20 protein-coding genes are annotated in these 17,919 nt (G+C 41.7%); 4 read left to right on the plus strand and 16 right to left on the minus strand.

Features of this window, described 5'->3' with window-relative positions; genetic code table 11:
- The first annotated feature begins 43 nt into the window (after positions 1-43).
- Both CVV21_00745 and CVV21_00750 read left to right on the plus strand, forming a co-directional pair.
- On the plus strand, positions 44-463 hold the full coding sequence (locus CVV21_00745; protein ID PKL92904.1) for a hypothetical protein: 420 nt from the start codon (positions 44-46) through the stop codon (positions 461-463).
- Between the two features lie 44 nt (positions 464-507).
- Positions 508-1,641, plus strand: coding sequence for a hypothetical protein (locus CVV21_00750; GenBank protein ID PKL92905.1), 1,134 nt, complete (start codon positions 508-510; stop codon positions 1,639-1,641).
- Positions 1,642-2,073: 432 nt separating this feature from the next.
- Here CVV21_00750 and trxB read toward each other — a convergent pair whose 3' ends face one another.
- Genes trxB through CVV21_00765 form a run of 3 tightly spaced genes read right to left on the minus strand, consistent with a single transcriptional unit; the run spans position 2,074 to position 4,484 of the window.
- Positions 2,074-3,063 carry a thioredoxin-disulfide reductase gene (gene trxB / locus CVV21_00755; protein PKL92906.1) on the minus strand — a complete coding sequence of 330 codons (990 nt, stop codon included), beginning with the start codon at positions 3,061-3,063 and terminating at the stop codon, positions 2,074-2,076.
- Positions 3,064-3,094: 31 nt separating this feature from the next.
- Complete coding sequence (gene trxA / locus CVV21_00760) at positions 3,095-4,237, minus strand: thioredoxin (GenBank protein ID PKL92907.1); 1,143 nt, start codon at positions 4,235-4,237, stop codon at positions 3,095-3,097.
- Positions 4,161-4,484 carry a transcriptional regulator gene (locus CVV21_00765; GenBank protein PKL92908.1) on the minus strand — a complete coding sequence of 108 codons (324 nt, stop codon included), beginning with the start codon at positions 4,482-4,484 and terminating at the stop codon, positions 4,161-4,163. The genes trxA and CVV21_00765 overlap by 77 nt, the downstream gene beginning before the upstream one ends.
- Positions 4,485-4,653: 169 nt before the next feature.
- On the opposite strand from CVV21_00765, the gene def reads away from it, so the two are divergent.
- Both def and CVV21_00775 read left to right on the plus strand, forming a co-directional pair.
- Positions 4,654-5,178, plus strand: a complete 525-nt coding sequence (gene def / locus CVV21_00770) for a peptide deformylase (protein ID PKL92909.1) — start codon at positions 4,654-4,656, stop codon at positions 5,176-5,178.
- The gene (locus CVV21_00775) at positions 5,175-6,107 is read left to right on the plus strand and encodes a methionyl-tRNA formyltransferase (protein ID PKL92910.1); all 933 of its coding nucleotides are present in this window, start codon (positions 5,175-5,177) and stop codon (positions 6,105-6,107) included. The genes def and CVV21_00775 overlap by 4 nt, the downstream gene beginning before the upstream one ends.
- Before the next feature lie 341 nt (positions 6,108-6,448).
- On the opposite strand, the gene CVV21_00780 is transcribed toward CVV21_00775, so the two are convergent.
- From CVV21_00780 to CVV21_00840, 13 genes are all read right to left on the minus strand, one after another.
- The gene (locus CVV21_00780; protein ID PKL92911.1) at positions 6,449-6,829 is read right to left on the minus strand and encodes a hypothetical protein; all 381 of its coding nucleotides are present in this window, start codon (positions 6,827-6,829) and stop codon (positions 6,449-6,451) included.
- Between the two features lie 59 nt (positions 6,830-6,888).
- The gene (locus tag CVV21_00785; GenBank protein PKL92912.1) at positions 6,889-7,833 is read right to left on the minus strand and encodes a hypothetical protein; all 945 of its coding nucleotides are present in this window, start codon (positions 7,831-7,833) and stop codon (positions 6,889-6,891) included.
- A 16-nt stretch (positions 7,834-7,849) separates the two neighbouring features.
- Positions 7,850-8,986, minus strand: coding sequence for a hypothetical protein (locus CVV21_00790; GenBank protein PKL92913.1), 1,137 nt, complete (start codon positions 8,984-8,986; stop codon positions 7,850-7,852).
- A gap of 268 nt (positions 8,987-9,254) precedes the next feature.
- Positions 9,255-9,578, minus strand: coding sequence for a hypothetical protein (locus CVV21_00795; protein ID PKL92914.1), 324 nt, complete (start codon positions 9,576-9,578; stop codon positions 9,255-9,257).
- 77 nt (positions 9,579-9,655) lie between these two features.
- The gene (locus CVV21_00800) at positions 9,656-10,027 is read right to left on the minus strand and encodes a YraN family protein (protein ID PKL92915.1); all 372 of its coding nucleotides are present in this window, start codon (positions 10,025-10,027) and stop codon (positions 9,656-9,658) included.
- A 28-nt stretch (positions 10,028-10,055) separates the two neighbouring features.
- Positions 10,056-10,631, minus strand: a complete 576-nt coding sequence (locus tag CVV21_00805) for a ribonuclease HII (GenBank protein ID PKL93053.1) — start codon at positions 10,629-10,631, stop codon at positions 10,056-10,058.
- A 131-nt stretch (positions 10,632-10,762) separates the two neighbouring features.
- Positions 10,763-11,038, minus strand: a complete 276-nt coding sequence (locus tag CVV21_00810; protein ID PKL92916.1) for a hypothetical protein — start codon at positions 11,036-11,038, stop codon at positions 10,763-10,765.
- Positions 11,038-11,403, minus strand: a complete 366-nt coding sequence (gene rsfS, locus CVV21_00815; protein PKL92917.1) for a ribosome silencing factor — start codon at positions 11,401-11,403, stop codon at positions 11,038-11,040. The genes CVV21_00810 and rsfS overlap by 1 nt, the downstream gene beginning before the upstream one ends.
- On the minus strand, positions 11,400-12,122 hold the full coding sequence (locus CVV21_00820) for a hypothetical protein (GenBank protein PKL92918.1): 723 nt from the start codon (positions 12,120-12,122) through the stop codon (positions 11,400-11,402). Before CVV21_00820 ends, rsfS begins: the two co-directional genes overlap by 4 nt.
- The gene (locus CVV21_00825; protein ID PKL92919.1) at positions 12,119-12,550 is read right to left on the minus strand and encodes a biopolymer transporter ExbD; all 432 of its coding nucleotides are present in this window, start codon (positions 12,548-12,550) and stop codon (positions 12,119-12,121) included. The genes CVV21_00820 and CVV21_00825 overlap by 4 nt, the downstream gene beginning before the upstream one ends.
- 9 nt (positions 12,551-12,559) lie before the next feature.
- On the minus strand, positions 12,560-13,174 hold the full coding sequence (locus CVV21_00830) for a MotA/TolQ/ExbB proton channel family protein (protein PKL92920.1): 615 nt from the start codon (positions 13,172-13,174) through the stop codon (positions 12,560-12,562).
- Between the two features lie 39 nt (positions 13,175-13,213).
- The gene (locus CVV21_00835) at positions 13,214-14,899 is read right to left on the minus strand and encodes a hypothetical protein (GenBank protein ID PKL92921.1); all 1,686 of its coding nucleotides are present in this window, start codon (positions 14,897-14,899) and stop codon (positions 13,214-13,216) included.
- The gene (locus tag CVV21_00840; protein ID PKL92922.1) at positions 14,896-17,907 is read right to left on the minus strand and encodes a hypothetical protein; all 3,012 of its coding nucleotides are present in this window, start codon (positions 17,905-17,907) and stop codon (positions 14,896-14,898) included. The genes CVV21_00835 and CVV21_00840 overlap by 4 nt, the downstream gene beginning before the upstream one ends.
- Positions 17,908-17,919: the final 12 nt, after the last annotated feature.

Genomic DNA, 17,919 nt, shown 5'->3' on the forward strand with positions numbered 1-17,919 from the left:
CATAACGTATAAGCCATAGCCCATAAATAAACCTTAAACATATATCGCCTGCGCTTTCGGTAATTTGTTCTGCAGAAATGGATTTACGGTTTCTCACTTCCGGTGGCCGCGACTTTTCGGAGACATAATGGCCTCTAAAGACGCCAGTAATTATTTAAAGCATCTTAAAAAGTTATCCAAAACCAACCTGCTGCTCATCGACGATTTCGGAATTAGCGCCCTTTTCGATTATGACAGAAAATATTTTCTTGAAATTATCTCAAACAGATACATGGCCGGTTCAACGATTATCACCATCCAATTTCCAATCAAAGAATGGAACAAATTCATGGGCAAGCCTACAATCGCGGATGCGGTCATGGACAGACTTCTTCATATATCGTATAAATTCGAATTGCGAGGAGGCTCTATGCGGAAACCACAAAAAACATTGAATAAGGCATTGGATTGCGGTATATTTTAAATGCGGATAAGGGAGTTCAAAGGCCTTAATTTTCAGGAGGGTTTATGAAAAAGATTATAGCAATTCTTATGATTCTAATGAGTTTGTTTCTGGTTTCCTGTTCAAATTTAACAAACGGTCAATTAATGGGCTTAATCAGGCAGACAATTGGGGATAATAAAGGGGCGCTTGAAGAGTATGACAAATTGATTAACAAAAATCCAAAAAACGCAAAGCTTTATTGCCTCCGGGGAATAGTTAAATCACAATTAAATGAATATAATAGTGCAATAGATGATTTTAACAAGTCGGTGACTATTGACCCGGGTTTGCAACAGGCTTATTACAGAAGGGGAATGGTTGAAAATTTTTTGGGTAACAAAAAAGATGCCCTTAAAGATTATTCCAAAGCAATAGAGTTAAATCCAAAAGATTCATATAGTTATGGAGAACGCGGCAATGTAAAATGGCAATTAGGAGATTTCAAAGGCGCGCTTGATGATTTTAATAAGACAATAGAGTTAAATCCAAACCATAAGATTGCTCATTTTTCTCGCGGCATCATTATTGCCGATACGGAAGACTTTAAAAACGCTTTAATTGATTTTAATAAAGCAATAGCACTTGATTCAAAATTTGAAGATGCTTACATGCAGCGAGGACGAGTAAAACTTAGACTCGATGACCATAAAGGAGCTATTAATGATTTTACAAAAGCAATATTATTAAAACCAAATAGCAAGGAATTGGAAGAATTACATTTGTGGAGGGCTTCTGCAAAAAACACAATGGGTGATAGTAAAGGAACACTTGAAGACATAAACGCAGTATTGTCTATTAACCCAAATAATTCATTTGCTTATAACGAACGGGCTGATATAAAAAATAAAACCGGCGATTTTTCCGGGGCACTTAAAGATGTTAATAAGTCAATAGAACTTAATCCAAAAATGCTTATCGGATACTGCACACGCGGAGAAATTGAAAATAATTTATCTAATTACAAAAATGCTATAAAAGATTTCAGTAAGGCTATTGAGCTTGCAAATAATTATGCGGATCCCTACCCCTATTACCATCGTGCTATTGCCAGATTCAAACTCGGCGATAAAACTGGCGCGCTTAAAGATTTAAAAACAGCCTCTTCTCTGGGCTATAAACAAGCAGATGATAAAATTAAAGAAATTCAAAGCAATTAAAATAAAGGATAATTGATTCAAAGTTTTTGACGAGAATTATTCTTGACTTACCGGCTGGTCGTCATTAACGGATTGAGTGGTCGCATGAGCGTTCCGGCTGGTCGTCTTGCAGCGGAAATGCTGGTCGCCTTGAGCGGATTTTATATATAAGCCATAGCCCATAAATAAACCTTAAACAACTACAAAATCGCAGCTTTATCTTTTAGTTCTATTTAACCTTTATGGCTTATACGTTATGGCTTGATTCTGATTATTTATGGGCTATGGTTTACACAATAGCCCAAAGCTCATAACCCATAGCCTATAAATAAACCTTAAACAACTGCAAAACCGCAGATTTATCTTTTATTTCTATTTAACCTTTATGGCTTATACGTTATGGCTTGATTTTGATTATTTATGGGCTATGGCTTATGCGCTATGGCTTAGGTCTTAAACGTATTCCGTTCCCTCTATCTTTTCAATATAATGCTCCGCGGAATAGGCTGCTATGGCTCCGTCGCCCGCCGCGGTTACTGCCTGCCTTAACTTTTTTTCAATACAGTCGCCGCAGGCAAAAATACCGTCAACGCTTGTTTTCATGTCCGTGTCTGTTTTTATATATCCCTGTGAATCCATTTCCAGTGTCCCTTTCATGAATTCCGTCCCGGGTATCAGCCCTATAAATACAAAAACCCCTGACACTTTTAAATCAGTTTCCGTACCGGTTTTAAGATTTTTAATTTTAACGCCATCAACACCTTTTGCCCCAAAAATAGAGGTTACAGCCGAATCAAGAATAAAACTTATTTTAGGATTTGCAAAAGCCCTGTCCTGTATTATTTTAGCGGCCCTTAGCCTGTCACGCCTGTGTATAATATGCACTTTGGACGCAAATTTTGTAAGATAAATACCCTCTTCTACCGCGGTATCTCCCCCGCCTATCACCGCCACTTCCAGATTCCGGTAAAATGCTCCGTCGCATGTCGCGCAGTTTGAAACTCCCCTGCCCCTGAATTCAGCTTCCCCCGGCACCCCTATGTCCCTATATCTGGCGCCGGTGGCCACTATTATTGCTTTTGCTTCATATACTGTCCCGGACGCACAATGAACTTTTTTAATTCCGCCGCTTTCACTTTCAATTTTTAACACCTCATCAAATACTTTAACCAGGCCAAAGTTATCAGCCTGCTTTTCCATTTTTTGTATAAGCTCCGGCCCTGAAACATTTTCAAATCCCGGATAATTTTCAATTTCAGCGGTTAAAAATATCTGCCCTCCCACGGCAAGTTTTTCAATCATCATTACTTTTAAGCCCGCCCTGCAATTATAAATGGCAGCTGTAAGGCCCGCAGGCCCGCCGCCTATAATAATTACATCCGCTTTATTTGACACGCTTCCACCCTGTGAATTTGAAAGATTAATTGATATACCCGTATCCATATTAATTCCTCCCTGTATTTTAATAAATCTTCTATTTTAAAAGTTCCTGTATCCTGCTTAAAAGCATCGGTTTTGGCTGAAGCCCCACAATATCGCCGGTTTTTATGCCGTTCTTGAACACCATAATGGTGGGTATGGACATAATCCCGTGTGTCTCGGCTGTTTCGCGGTTTTCATCAACGTTAAGCTTTGCAAAAACAATTTTACCGGCCTCTTCCTGCGCAAGCTGGTCAATTTCAGGGGATAACATTTTGCACGGCATGCACCATTCCGCCCAGCAGTCCACCACAAGCGCTGGATATTTGGCCAGCGCCTGCTTAAAATTACTGTCCGTTACATAGATTGTTTCTTTTGGGCTGTCTGTAAGTTTTTCTTTCTGCGCTTTTATTTTCATTGCCTCTGCTTCCAAAGCGGCCGCTTTTTCCGGCGCGCTGTACTTTAAAACCTGCATTATAAGCGCCCTGTCATTCTGTGCGCCTACCGTGATTGAAGCAGGGTCTGAATTTATAACCTGCTGCGGCACCGAACCCACATTAAATTTTTCGGATAACTGCTGATTTTCCATAGATTCAACGCATTCCGCAGTGATTTTGCCTTTTGTTTCAACGGCAATCTTAGCCGCAAGAATAACAGACCTTGGGCAATACGGGCATGTGGGAGTGATAAAAACCTGTATCTTGGCTTCTTTATCCGCACTTGTAAGCAGCGCCTTATCTTCATCAGACAGCCCTGTTTTACCGCCGGACAGCATAATAATTATTTCAATTAAACTTGTGGCTTCATGGCCAAGCGGAGCGCCGTTAAAAATTATTTTATATCCCTTTTTTAACCCCAAAGAAATACTGGGTGAAGTGATTATTCCTATTTTTTTTGCTTCGTCAGAATCCGCTGACTTTTCTTCAACCAAAATTCTGCCGTCTATTTCTGACAATTCCTTTAAAAACCTCTTCGCAAAAGTGACAAGCTGCTTTTCCTGCTCGCTTTCAGATACACCGTCCTTTCCGCTGTAAATAACCACATCCACACTTTCCTTAAGCTCCGCGTCAAATTTATTTTTTATTTCTTTAACGGAATTTTCATCAATAAGCCTGTCCATTTTATCTGCCTCCCTTTTTCTTTTTACTTCCGCCCGCAATATCAAGGCCGCGCTTTTCGGCAATCTTTCCGGCGGCATCCACCATCTTAAACACCTCTGCACAGCTGGCTTTGTAGCAGGTCTTGGTTCCTTTTTTTTCACATATAAGTATTCCCGCTTTTTTTAAAGCCCCCAGATGCCTGGAAGTCTGCGGCTGCGGTTCTCCGCACAACTTTGCCAGATTTGTGACACAGCAGTTATTTTCGCTTAATATCTGAATTATCTTCACCCTTGAAGGGTGGGAAAGCGCTTTAAACTGTTCCGCCTGCATTTCATACATTGTCATACATTACCTCCTGATTGGGTATATTACAATTATACACATAGCTGTATAATTGTCAATCACAGCGGAAAAATCTATAAACCCTGACATCCCTTTATTATTACCTATAAACCATTGAACTTTTTTTTGTATAGTATATAATTATTACACATTATCAAAAGGACGGTTACAAATGACTTATGAAATTAAGAAATACGGAGACCCGGTATTAAAAAAGAAAGCGGAACCGGTGACAGAATTTGGCGAGGATTTAAAAAAGATTTTTGATGACATGCTGGAAACTATGTACGCTTTTAACGGCGTCGGCCTTGCAGCAAATCAGGTGGGTATCTTAAAACAGATGATAACAATTGATACTTCCAGGGAGGAGGACCGCGTTATATTGTACCTGGCAAATCCCGTGGTTACCTCTGTTTCAAAAGATAAAGTAACCTTTGAAGAGGGGTGCTTAAGCTTCCCGGGCATTTTTGAAAAAATTGACAGGCCTGCTAAAATTACGGTAAGCGCGTTTGACCCATACGGTAAACCTTTAAAAATAGAGGCAGAAGGCTTTCTTGCCATAGTGCTTCAGCACGAAATAGACCATTTAAACGGGGTGGTTTTTATTGACCGCATGTCCCCTGCAAGAAAATTCACACACGGCAAGGAACTTAAAGAATTAAAAACAGCAACAAAAACCGGGGCAAAACTTAAATGAACATAGTTTTTTTTGGAACTCCTGAATTTGCAGTTCCCTCTTTAAAAGCCGCTGCCGCATCCGGCCATAAAATTCTTTTCGCGGTTTCACAACCGGACCGCCCTGCAGGCAGAAAACAGGAAATACTTCCCACCCCCGTAAAAAAAACCGCCCTTGAACTTGCAATCCCGGTATTACAGCCGGAAAAAGTCAAGTCACCGGAATTTATGGAACAGTATCTGCAGTCAAAACCGGACCTTAACCTTATCGCGGCGTTTGGACAGATACTGCCTGACGAAATAATTTACCACCCAAAATTCCACAGTATAAACATCCACGCTTCACTTCTTCCCAGGTGGCGCGGCGCGGCGCCGATAAACGCCGCCATAATGGCGGGTGATAAAGAAACCGGGGTAAGCTACCAGTTTATAGACAAGCGGCTTGACTGCGGTGACATAATGCATATGGATAGATATGAAATACAGGATGGTGATGATTCAATTACCCTTTATTCAAAACTCTCCGCCCTTGCCGGCAATTCTGTGCCGCGCGTACTTGAACTGCTTGAATCCGGGAAATATGAAAGGGTAAAACAGGATGACAGCGCTACCACACTTGTGAAGACACTTAAAAAAGAAGATGGAAAGATAGATTTTAAAAAATCAAACAGGGATATCTTTAATATGGTACGCGGGCTTCTCCCATGGCCTGTCTCTTATTGCGGGCTTGACGGAAAAATCCTGAAAATATTCAGTGCTACGTGTATTGACAACGCGGAAGTTCACCCTCCCGGCACCGTTTATGGAATTGAAAAAGGTTCGGGATTCATGGTAGCTGCGGGAAAAGGCGGACTGCTGATTAAGGAAATTCAGGCAGAAGGTAAAAAAAGAATGTCCGCGTCAGATTTCATCGCCGGCCATCAGGATATTGTGGGGAAGGTATTAAAATAAAAATTATCCCATAACCGTTTAACCCATATCCATTTATATAAAAACATTTCTCCAATCAAACTCAAGCCATAGATTATAAGCCATAGCCCATAAATAATGAATTAACCAAAAGAATATAAACCAAAAAGTATAAATAGTACAAAAACCTATTTGTTTTAAGGTTTATTTATTGGCTATTTTGATGGGATACACATTATTCTAAACTGGCTATTTTACTAATTGCTTTATACTTAATATTATCTATTTTAAAATCAACTGCCCCGGGCTAAAGCCCGCGGCTACCAGGTCCAAACCGAGCTGCCAAGCTTCTAAGCATCTAAACGTCAAAGCTTCCGCTCTTATTATATTTCCGCTATCGCCTCTATTTCAATATTAGCGCCTTTGGGAAGAGCGGCCACCTGTACAGTGCTTCTGGCAGGAAGATTTTTTCCGAATAGCTCTTCCATTACTTCATTTACAAATTTAAAATCATCGAGATTTGTCATAAATACCGTCATCTTAAGCACATTTTCAATGGAGCTTCCCGCGGTTTGTAAAACAGCTTCCATATTCTGAAAAATAAGCCTAGTTTCTTTGTGTATACCCTCTGTAGATAGATGTCCTGTTTCGGGAACAATCGGCAGAAGGCCGGAGAGAAATAATAAATTACCGCATTTTACCGCCTGTGAATACGCACCGATTGGTTTTGGGGCTTTGTCCGTAAAAATAATTTCTTTTGCCATAATTTCCTCCCTTATTCACGTTTTTTTAATTATAGCATAAAAATTATGTATATTAAGCGCTATACGGTTATAATGCCCTTTGCCTTTTCGTAAACTTCAACCGCTTCCGGAATTTCCGGTTTATAATCCGCGAATTTTACAAGGTCGCACTCCTGCAGCAGCTCTTTTATTGCCTGTACTTCTTTTTTCCCGGCGCCGGCGCTTTCCAGTTTTTTCATTATTTCCTGTGTGGTAAGTTCGTTAAAGGAAACATTATACTTGCCTGAAAGAAATAATCTTATAACTTCATAAGCTTCAAAATAAAACAGCTTGGGTTCTGTTTTAATAAAGTCTGCCGCTGCATCCAGCCTGTTTAAAGCATCCTTTCTGAAATCTATTACCTGCTGTTTTACCGGCTTAGGCTGTTTTTTACCCTTTAACTTTTTAATTATAAAATATGCAGCGGTTATAAGCACAGCAAGAAGTATCAGATACGGCAGGTATTTTTCAGGCCTGAAATCCAGGCTTACCCTTATTTCTTTAATCTGGCTCTGCGGCACTATTGTAGGTACCGCCGCCGGAAGCGAAGCCGTAGGCTGCATCTGCTGCTGCCTGCTGCCGCCCGATACAGTAATGATAACGGGTTTTGTTTCAATTGTTTCATATGCCTTTGTGTCCGGATTCATAAAAGTGACTTTGGAAGGCTTTATTGTCACCTGCCCGCTTTTTACCGCGACAAGGACAAACTGCATGGATGTGGCTATTGATGTCTGCCCGTTTATTATGTTAATTCTGCTGGATGACTGGCTTCCTGACATCCTGAAACCTTCAAAATCAGGCGGGGTTATTCTTGGGCTTTGCGAAGCATCCCCGGTGCGGTTAACCGAAACCGTATATACTATAGAGTCCCCCAGCACAGCTGTCTTTTTATCCGTACCAGCCACAGCTTCCACGGTAATGACAGCATATACAGCAGCTGCCATAACAAGAATTAATAATAAGACCAATAAAGATTTTTTCTTCACTTCACCCTCCAAATATTTAACTGAATTTATCAATCAATATTGAAATCAGCGGCCTGGTGGTTTTAATTGCGTTTTCCGGGCACATTTCATGACAACAGTAACATCTGATGCATTTATTATAATCACATTTAATGCCTTTTTCCTTGTTTACATATTTTAACGCATTTACGGGGCAGTGTGTTACGCAAATTTTGCATCCCGTACATAATTTGACGCGAAACACCGGCTTTGGGGTTCCATGATCCCTTATAAAATTAATAAGGCCGCGGAAAGCTGAACCCTTAGGCTCACCGGGAGGAGTCTTTATTTTATGAAAAACCTCATTTATCTGATTCCCTTTTATTTCAAATTCAATATCCTTTCCATTATTAACAGACTCTTTATAGACATAATTCGTGTATATCTTATACGGGTCTACGCCCGCGGCTTTTGCCGCAGCCGTATCCAGCGCAAAACCGTCAGCAGACATGGCTACAAGCCCCATATTAAAAGGCGTACCGTCAGCGCCCGGCCCGTTGCCTTCCATCGCCAGAATACCGTCAAGAATATTTAATACCGGCAGTTTTGCCCTATGAAGGTCCACAAGCATTTTAGCAAAAAGAAATTTGTCTTTTTCCGCTTTAGCGTGGTATTCCACTTTTTTTATGCCTGATATAAGGCCAAAAGTATTTTTCACGCACATGGACATGTACATAAGCATGTGGGTCTTTAACTTGGGAAGGTTTATTATCTTATCCGCTTTCATAACCCTTGAATCAATCATAAAATTGCCGTATAAGAGCTGATTTTCCACATCCGCGCGCGTGTCAGGCTTAAACTCTATAATTTCAGCGCCTTCTTCATCGCACACTTTTTTCATTCCATTTTTAGCGCAGGCGCCTATAAAACTGCCGTAACCGGGGCTGTCCCCCACCATTATTTTTCCGGCAAGCGGCTTTATTACCCTTATTACAGCGCGTAAAAATTCAGGATGCGTAGTGATGGCCGTTTCAGGCGCTGCCGCAGCCAGGCAGTTGGGCTTTAAAAGGACAGTGTCGCCTTTTACTATGAATTTTTCAATTCCGCCAAGCTCCCTGAATCCCTCTTCAATTACCGCTGTCAGCTTTAAAATTTCGTAATTTTCACACTTTTTAAGATATACAACAGGCGGCATAAATCCTCCGGTTAATTCAATACATTAAGATAAAATATCATGAAGGGCGGGATTTGTAAATCAGTAAAGCGAGAAGAATAATTATCCCATAAACTATTATCCAATATCCCATAAATAAACATTTAATCCATATCCAATAAATAAAAAAACGCGGGCTAAAGACCCGCGTCTACCAGGACATAAATCACAAAAACCATAAACAACGCGCCTTAAAAGGCGCGGCTACCAGGACAAAAAATCCAAAAAGCAAACCATTTACTTTATATTATCAATGAAATCTTGGTTCAGCGTGATTGTCTATCTGGTCTTTTATCCCGTTAAGAATCTCATTTAATTCCTGAATATTTTCACTGTCGCTTTTGCCGGCAACGGTAATATGCATCCTGGTCCAGTAATCAGCGGCATAAACCGCGGCTTTCTTAAACTCAATATCGTTATTAAAATACTCGTGCGTGGGAAATTCTTCCGGCCCGCCAAACTGAAGGTCTATATCGTATCCTTTTTCCACGGCTTCATTAACGCTTTTTTTAATTGCATTAGTGAATTTTTTCGGCTCGCTGACGTTCAAAATCACTTCTTTTTCCGCGTTCATCTTTTACACCCCCTGCCTTATTTACATATCCATACAAATCATATCCGCAAAAATGCCATAAAGCAAGAAGTGTACTGTCAGGATTCCTGAAAAGCGTCTTTAATAATCTCTATTTTTTCGCTGCCATTGCCATCCGGAAAAACTCCCGCCACATCAAAGCGCACGTAATTTTTATAAAGATTTTTTTCAAAGATGTATTGTTTTGCCCCCATTATTATCTTCTTCTGTTTTTTTCTGTCAACCGCGCCGAACGGGCTTAACCCGGTGGATTTCTTGCGGGCTTTTACCTCCACAAAAACCAGTATTTCCCCTTTTCTTGCGATGATATCAAGTTCCGCGCCCTTGGCATAATAATTAACGTCCAGAATTTCATACCCTTCACGCTTCATCTTTTCCGCGGTTTTCTGTTCGTAATAATTCCCCTGCCGCCTTAGATTTACCCCGTCCATCCGCACATACCCCCTATGTGTTATTCTATTACTTATGTTTTGCCGCGATAGCCGCAACAGGCTTATAACTTAACCTGTGAATGGCGCATACCCCCAGTTTATTTAAGGCTTCCACATGTTCTTTTGTCCCGTACCCTTTATGCTTTGCAAAACCATAGCCGGGGTACAGTTTATCAAAATTTCTCATAACCCTGTCCCTGTAAACCTTTGCAAGTATTGAAGCGGCGGCCACTGAAAGGCTTTTTGCATCCCCATCCACCACGGTTATTACGTTATATCCGGGCAGATCCGGCGCCTTATTGCCGTCAATAATAACAATATCGGGGTTTTTTGAAAGTTTTTCCACGCAGCTTTTCATTCCGCTTAAAGTGGTTGAAAGGATATCAGAACGGTCTATAATTTTTGAAGATATTTCAGATATAGAATATGTGTAGCAGGCGTTAATAACCACCTGAAACAGTTCTTCCCTTTTTTTCTCTGTAAGTTTTTTGGAGTCATTTACAGCGGATAATGTATTAATTCTGTCCGGGTCTATAACCGCGGCAGCCACAACCACGGGGCCTGCCCACGGGCCGCGCCCGGCTTCATCCACGCCGCATATCATGCCTTTATATTGACTGTCAAATTCCGCCAAACTTGGCAACGCATTTCTCCTTATTTTAATTCAGATAAAAAACTTACGAGGCAGTTTGAAGTTATACCGCAGAAATACATAACACAAATACCTGTAATTTTTCAGTGCTTTTTCTTTCCCGGATCAGGGTCCATTTCAGAATACACGTGAAGCCCGTCAACAGGAGCCGGCGCATCGTCCTGTATTTCTTCAAAATCATCGTACAAATACATGTCTTCTTTTATGCCGTCAATCTCAAGTTTTTCCAGAATTGCTTCTTCAATGAATTTACCCGGCTCTATACCGTGCTCTTTACAATAATCTTTTAGAATGGCTATTATTCTGTCATCAATCCTGATTGTCTTTTCGGATATCATTTTCTTTTTCTTAACAGCCATTACTTTAATTCCTTTTTGCTTTTCTTTCCAAAAACTTCTTTTTCACCCCATAGTTTTTCAAGGGAATAGTACTGCCTTGTCTCATTGTCAAAAACATGAACAAGCACGTCCCCGGTATCCACAAGCATCCAGTTGGAATCGCCGCCTTTTTCCTTGTGCACAATAACTCCGCCGGCTTTCTGCACTTCGTCTTCCGCGCTTTTAAACAGCGCCGTAAGGTGCGTCTTGGAAGTGCCCGTGGCAATTATGAAGTAATCCCAAAAAGGTGAAACCTCGCTTACGTCAAATACCCTTATATCCATGGCTTTCTTGTCATCAAGCCCTTTTAAAGCCGCGTCCACATTTACTGATCCGAATTTATTCATCTTTGCGCTCCAAACTTGAACAGCAGAATCCCCATCTGGTCTTCCTGAGAAGACCCTGAGGGCAATGGTTCAAATGATAGTTTTCTTGCCTGAGATACCGCCTGCCTGTCAAGGTCAGGATAACCGGATGTTCTTACAAGTTTTACGCTTCTGATTACTCCCGAAGGCATGACAATTAATTCCACGGCAAGTTCTGATTCTTCCGGAAGGTTTGCCGGAAAACGCCAGTCTATCTTCGCGTATTTTCTGGCGGACAGCGCCCCTGTTACTTCCGGATCGCCGCCTGCCACAGTTTCGCCTTCATACGCTTCTTCTTCACGCCCTTCAGATGTTTCAGAAACATCAGCCGAAGCAGTCCTTAACTTTTCCCTGGAAATTCCCATATCCAGCGCTGATTTTTCGCGCTCTATTTTTTTAAGCAGCTCCTTTACATCGGGCTGTTTTTCCGCCGGCTTTGCCTGCTGCTGCGGTTTTTTTACCGGCTGTGGTTTTGCTGTTTCCGCTATTTTTTCCTGTTTCTCCGCCGCGCCCACCGCCGCTTTTTCTTCCATGCCTTTTATACCGGCATCTTTACCAAGGTCAATAAGCGTAACGTCGGTAATTAAAGCCACTCTTTTTACGGGCTGCTGCACCATTATCATAGTCATTAAAATAATGACTACAGCATGCAGAAGCATGGATATTCCCGCTGAAATCAGTTCGGTGCGTTCGTAGTTCATTGAACTTCCTGTATTTTATTATCATCAGGTATCGTGGAAACCGCAAGTTTTTCCGCTCCGGCTTCCCTTGCAGCGCCCATGGCAGCCACTATAGCGCCATGCCGGGCTGATTTATCACCTTCGATTATTACGCGCGTATTGCCCGTATCCAGAATCAATTTTTTAAGCTGCAAAATAAGGTCGCTTTCATTTACAGCCCTGTTTCCGTTAAGAAAAAATTCCCCTGCCTCTGACACGCCTATTATTATATTCTTGTCAGGAAGTTCGTCAGTTGTCGCGTTCGCGGAAGGAAGGTTAATTTTAATGCTGCCCTGCATGATAAACGGGGTTGTGACCATGAATATTATAAGAAGCACCATCATGACATCCACAAGAGGCACCACATTTATTTCGGAATTAAGAGTTTCACGTTCCCTTTTTTTCAGCATGGCTACAGCCTAATCCATCAGGTCCGCAAGTTCAGACGCGGCGTTTATGGTTTCAGTTTCTGTATTATCAATGGCACGTACAAATAAGTTGTAGCCCACAACTGCAGGAATGGCGACAAAAATACCCATAGCGGTGGCTACAAGCGCTTCCGCGATACCGTTTGCCACGACAGAAGGCCCGCCGCCGTGCGCAAGCGCCAGGTCCCTGAATGCCTTTATTATTCCAAGGATGGTTCCAAAAAGCCCTACAAACGGCGAAACACTTCCCACCGTGGCAAGAATTCCAAGAAACTTCTGCATTCTTGCCGCTTCATAATTAAGGGTCCTCTGCATGGCAGCTTCCATTTTTTCCCTGCCATCCCCGGACGCTTCCATTCCGGAGCGTATCACAGCGCTTAACGGGCCCGGTGTTGTCTGGCAGAGTGTAAGCACGCCCTGTTTGTCCTTTTTTGCCAGCATCTTTTTAACCCTGTCCATAAAATCCAGGGTATTCACTTTTATTCTGGAAAAACATATTGCCCTGTCAATAATTATCCACCAGGACAGGACAGACACGCCAAGCAGAAAAAATACGGCAGCTCCGCCTTTAATGAAAAGCTGCCAGAACGAAGTATCTCCAAACATTTGTTCCTCCTGAAAATATGTTTTTGCTTTTATTATCTGTTAGAAATTAAATTCAGCGCCAAGCCCAAGGTTTATCCCGGGTTCTTTATAATAATACAATACATACTGCGGGTTATTCAACAGGTTATTTACATACCCGAAGACCTTTATATTATCAGTTATATTTTTTGAAAGAGATACATTTAACCCGCAGAAAGCGGGATTTTTTGCGCCTTTTTTCCCGTAAACAGCACTCTGCCCCTGCGCCTGAGCAGACGCCAGCCAGCCGTATTTTTCAAAATTCACTTTTACTGAAAAAACATTATTGGCAAAATTATTTACATCGGCGGATGTTTTAACGATGTGGTTATACTTGTATTCCGCGTGTAAACTGAAATTTTCCGCCTTTAACGTCTGAATGCTTACACCGGCATAAGTATAGTCCACATCCGCGTTAACCAAAATAAAAACGCCGGTTTGAGATGACTCTTCATAATAACCGTAATCGTCAATACTTTTCATTCCAAAAAATACATCCGTATATATTTCAAATAAGTTCAGCGTGCCGCCTGTCTTTAAACTGATATTTTCCGAAGGAATTTTAAAATCACGGTTTACATATGTATAATCGCCTGCCGCTGAATAATCCGGCGCGTTCATTTTTGGGTCAAATATAAAGTACAGCTCCGCGTATGAGAATAAAGGACAGTTAATATTAAGATACGGGCTGACCCTCATTGTGTTAAGCGTCAGCATATCATCCTGCAGCCTTATCCCAAGCATAAGTGATACCGGGTCAAAATTAAATACGCTTTTTACGGCAAGGTCCATATTAAAAGCGCTTGGAAAATTTTCGCCCGCAGAAAATATATTTGACAGTCTTGTCTTAAACGAAGCAAACGCCCTGACTTTGCGCCCCTGTTCCATTTCAAAATCTTTTTCTGCGTCAATAAACAGCGTCCCCCTGTTTTCGCGGTACACGCCGCCGGCGCTGACAGAAGAAATATTTTCATGGCTGTATTTAAAACCCGCGTCATAGAAATAACCGTTATGTTCGCCCGAATACAGCGCGGCTAAAAACGCGCTGCCGCGGTTAAACTGGCTGCCAAAGAGATTATCAGGAAAAGGGTTAAGCCGCGCATTAAAACCGGCACCAGCAGTGTAATACGCGTTCACAACGCCGTGTTTCATGGAAAACGACAGGTCTAAATCATTATTATTAAGCCATGTTTTCCTGTTATTTACAGGTTCATTATCCCTGTTAAAGTGAAAAAGCCTTGCTGTAAAAGCAGAATCATCCCCCAGATTTTTTCCCGCCATGGCATCTATAAATAACGTGCTCATTGACCCCACATACGCCTTTACCCTGCCGGCAAAATCACTTTCAGTTTCACGTACACCGTGCAGCCCGAAAGCGTCATCTTTAAGGTAATATTCCGGAATGCCCACTTTTTCTTTTTCATACAGGACATTTTTTACATCCTGAAGGTTTTCAAGTGCTCTCATTTCCCTTTTAACCGATATTTTTGTATCTATCTTTCCTTTAATAAGAATCTCCGGCGCCTTAAAGTCAAAACCCTGCCCTTTTGTAACAGAAGGCAATAATTCATTGCTTTCGGCTTTATACTGCCCGTCCTTAAACTGTCCCGGCTGTTCATTTACGTCTTCAATTGTATCTTCCGCGGCCGCGAAACATAAAACAGTATTAAGGAACATTACCATAAGAAGCATAATTAATTTTTTCATTGCGTCACCCCGGAAGGCTTTACCGTTGGTTTTACGGCAGGGGCCGGATTCATCAGTTTATACTGTTCTTCCAGAAGCTCCGCTCTCTTTTTTGCCACAGATGTATATTTAACATCTTTTGCGGATTTTACTATTTTTTTATACGCTGAAATAGCCGCCTTCAAATTTCCCTGTTTTTCATATATTTTACCCGCGCCGTCAAGCGCAGGCACAAACCATTCTTCGTCCTGAGGAAAATTGTCATAAACCTTATTAAAAGCAGCGGCAGCTTCGTTATCTTTTCCCTGTGCCTGATAAATGTCGCCTATCCAAAACTGCGCCTCTGCCGCTTTTTTGCCTTTTGCCGCGGAAAGTTTTTCAAATATATTTATGGCTTCTTCATATTTTTTTATGTCCTGATAAAGGTAAGCAAGGTTCATATGCGCCCTTTCATGCAGTTTGCAGCCCGGCATAGTGTCAATTATGGCAAGATACATTTTAACCGCATTATCCATGTCGTCTGTCCTTTTATAAGACATGGCGGCATTAAAGTGTGATTCGCAGCTATTTTCCGAATTGGGATACTTGTTAATAAAAAGCACGTAATTTTCCGCGGCGCTTTTGTAATCATGAAGTTTGTAGTATGAGTTTGCCGTCCTGAAAAGCGCTTTGTCTACAAATGCCGAATCCGGGAATTTATTTATGATTGTCCTGAAATCATTAATGGACATCTGGTAATTTCTAAGGTAATAATTTGAAACGCCGCTGAAGTACCACGCGTTGTCAGCCAGTTCATGGGAAGGGTGTTTGGAAGTAAATTTCGCGAATTCCGATACCGCGGTTTCATACTTTGAAGAGTTGTAATAATGCTCCGCCACCCTGTACATTATCTCCGGCGCATAGGAACTGCCGCTGTATTTTTCCAGAAACTGCCGGGACACTTCCACCGCTTTTTCCGTGTCCCCAAGCTGATAATAAGACCACTGTATTCCATACAGCGCTTCGGGCACCCTGTAATGTTCGGGGTATTTTTCCACAAGCTCCCTGTACGAAACCACCGCCTGCGCGTATTCCGCCTTATTATAGAAGCTGTCGCCTTTTTTTAACAGCGCTTCCTGGTTAAGATGGGTATCGCCGTAATTTTTTATAATTTCATCAAAGTTTTTAACTGCCGCATCAAAATCATTCTTCCTGAAATACGCCCACCCTATCCTGAAATAAGCCTCTGCTTTTTTTACCCTGTCGGTTGTTTTGTTCAGATAATCGCGCCACATAGAAGCCGCGGTGTCAAAATCTTCCTTTCTGTAGCGGCAGAAAGCCGCGTAAAACAGCGCTTCCTGTTTTATCTCCGCAGGCGCGTCTTTTGATGACAATATGGAGGAGTATATTCCATAAGCCCTGTCAAATTCATACGCTCCGTAAAGCGAATTGGCGCTCATAAAAAGCGCCCTTGTTTTTAATTCGGCATCCCCCGCAAAAGCGGCTTCCTTTGCGGCGCCGTCAAATTCCAGCCTTGCGGAATCAAACCTGTTTGCGGCGTAATGTATCCACCCCAGCCCATAACGCGCCTCTGCTTTTATTCCGGACACATCGTCAAATTCATCTATTGCTTTCTTATAATATCTTGCCGCTTCAACGGGGTTTTCTTTTTCAAAAAATATATCCCCAAGTTTTACCGTGCTTTTTGCCTTAAGGCCGCGTTCCGCTTTATCATCCGACAGAATTCCATTATATGCAGCCTGTGCGCTGTCCCTGTTGCCGTTATTGGAATCGCACCACGCCTTCATAAATCTGGCAATATTCGCGTCTTCAGGATATTTATTTTCTATCACCGAATATGTCTGCGCGGCTTCGGCAAACCGGTCCATCTTCGTATAAATTTCCGCCGTCATGAAATAGGAAGCCCTTGTAAGTTCTTCTATGCTGTACTTGCTTATGATACCTCCGTAAAGATTTAAAGCCCCGTAATACTCGCCCTGCTTTTGATTCAGATAGGCCATCGCATATTCAGAATACGCGGCAGGCAAGGTGTCCGGATAGTCTGTCATTACTTTTTGATACTGCTCCATGGCTGCTTTGCTGTCATTTTTTGCCTCATAGCACAGCCCCTTTTTATATTCCGACCAGATAGAAAGCATGTCGCCCGGGTAATTTTTTATAATTGAATTAAAAGCTGAAAATGCCCTGTCATAATAGGAAAGCATGAAATAGTTCCAGGCGCGGAAATATTCCACCATAGCCTTAAATTTATTGTCATTTACATTTTTTTCAAGCAGTACATCGCAGATTTTTACAGCATCTTTGTATTGTTCAAGCGAATAAAGCGTGTTGGCGCGCCTGAATTCCGAATGGTTTATTATTTCACTGCCGGGATATTCATTTTTCACCCTGTCAAAGAACCTTAAAGATTCCTTCGCCATCCGTTTTTTTTCATCCCCGTTGGCTGCAAGTGATTTTTCATAATAAACCCGCCCGGTCATATAATAAGCATAGTCAAAATTGGCATAGTCGGAATATTTTTCAAGCCTGCCAAGGTAAGAAAGAGCGCCGTCATAATCCCCGGATAAGAACAGGTTTTCAGCCGCAAGAAGGCAGGCGTCTTTGGCAATATAACTGTCAGGGTATTCTTTAAGTACAATTTCCGAGTATTTGGCAGCCGACTGATAATCCTTTAAATTAAAATAACACTCCGCCATCCTGTAGTAGAGTTCTTTGCGGAATTTGTTTACATCCTGCGGATATTTCTGCGGAATGCTCATATAAGCAGAAAGAGCTTTTGAGTATTCGCCTTTTTTATAAAAAGCTTCAGCCCTTACAAAATAAGCGCTGCCTGCCAGAGCCGCTTCCGGACGGTTTACAATAAAATTTTTAAGCAGGTTTTCAGCGATAGAAAAATTATTATTCAGAAAAAGAGAGTACGCAAAATCATACTCTTCCTGTTCCGCGGATGTGTACGCCGGAATCTGCGTGCATACAGCAGAAATAAACACACAGGTTAATAAAAGTTTTTTCAAATTTACCGCCTTCATGCTTTTTTAATA

The organism is Candidatus Goldiibacteriota bacterium HGW-Goldbacteria-1 (assembly GCA_002839855.1).
Classification (GTDB): domain Bacteria; phylum Oederibacteriota; class PGYV01; order PGYV01; family PGYV01; genus PGYV01.

Coding starts and splice junctions, on each gene's coding strand:
- CVV21_00750 (PKL92905.1), top strand. CDS start 508: ATGAAAAAGATTATAGCAATTCTTATGATTCTAATGAGTTTGTTTCTG.
- trxB (PKL92906.1), bottom strand. CDS start 3,063: ATGGATACGGGTATATCAATTAATCTTTCAAATTCACAGGGTGGAAGC.
- trxA (PKL92907.1), bottom strand. CDS start 4,237: ATGCCGCCGGAAAGATTGCCGAAAAGCGCGGCCTTGATATTGCGGGCG.
- CVV21_00765 (PKL92908.1), bottom strand. CDS start 4,484: ATGACAATGTATGAAATGCAGGCGGAACAGTTTAAAGCGCTTTCCCAC.
- def (PKL92909.1), top strand. CDS start 4,654: ATGACTTATGAAATTAAGAAATACGGAGACCCGGTATTAAAAAAGAAA.
- CVV21_00775 (PKL92910.1), top strand. CDS start 5,175: ATGAACATAGTTTTTTTTGGAACTCCTGAATTTGCAGTTCCCTCTTTA.
- CVV21_00780 (PKL92911.1), bottom strand. CDS start 6,829: ATGGCAAAAGAAATTATTTTTACGGACAAAGCCCCAAAACCAATCGGT.
- CVV21_00790 (PKL92913.1), bottom strand. CDS start 8,986: ATGCCGCCTGTTGTATATCTTAAAAAGTGTGAAAATTACGAAATTTTA.
- CVV21_00795 (PKL92914.1), bottom strand. CDS start 9,578: ATGAACGCGGAAAAAGAAGTGATTTTGAACGTCAGCGAGCCGAAAAAA.
- CVV21_00800 (PKL92915.1), bottom strand. CDS start 10,027: ATGGACGGGGTAAATCTAAGGCGGCAGGGGAATTATTACGAACAGAAA.
- CVV21_00805 (PKL93053.1), bottom strand. CDS start 10,631: ATGATATGCGGCGTGGATGAAGCCGGGCGCGGCCCGTGGGCAGGCCCC.
- CVV21_00810 (PKL92916.1), bottom strand. CDS start 11,038: ATGGCTGTTAAGAAAAAGAAAATGATATCCGAAAAGACAATCAGGATT.
- rsfS (PKL92917.1), bottom strand. CDS start 11,403: ATGAATAAATTCGGATCAGTAAATGTGGACGCGGCTTTAAAAGGGCTT.
- CVV21_00820 (PKL92918.1), bottom strand. CDS start 12,122: ATGAACTACGAACGCACCGAACTGATTTCAGCGGGAATATCCATGCTT.
- CVV21_00825 (PKL92919.1), bottom strand. CDS start 12,550: ATGCTGAAAAAAAGGGAACGTGAAACTCTTAATTCCGAAATAAATGTG.
- CVV21_00830 (PKL92920.1), bottom strand. CDS start 13,174: ATGTTTGGAGATACTTCGTTCTGGCAGCTTTTCATTAAAGGCGGAGCT.
- CVV21_00835 (PKL92921.1), bottom strand. CDS start 14,899: ATGAAAAAATTAATTATGCTTCTTATGGTAATGTTCCTTAATACTGTT.
- CVV21_00840 (PKL92922.1), bottom strand. CDS start 17,907: ATGAAGGCGGTAAATTTGAAAAAACTTTTATTAACCTGTGTGTTTATT.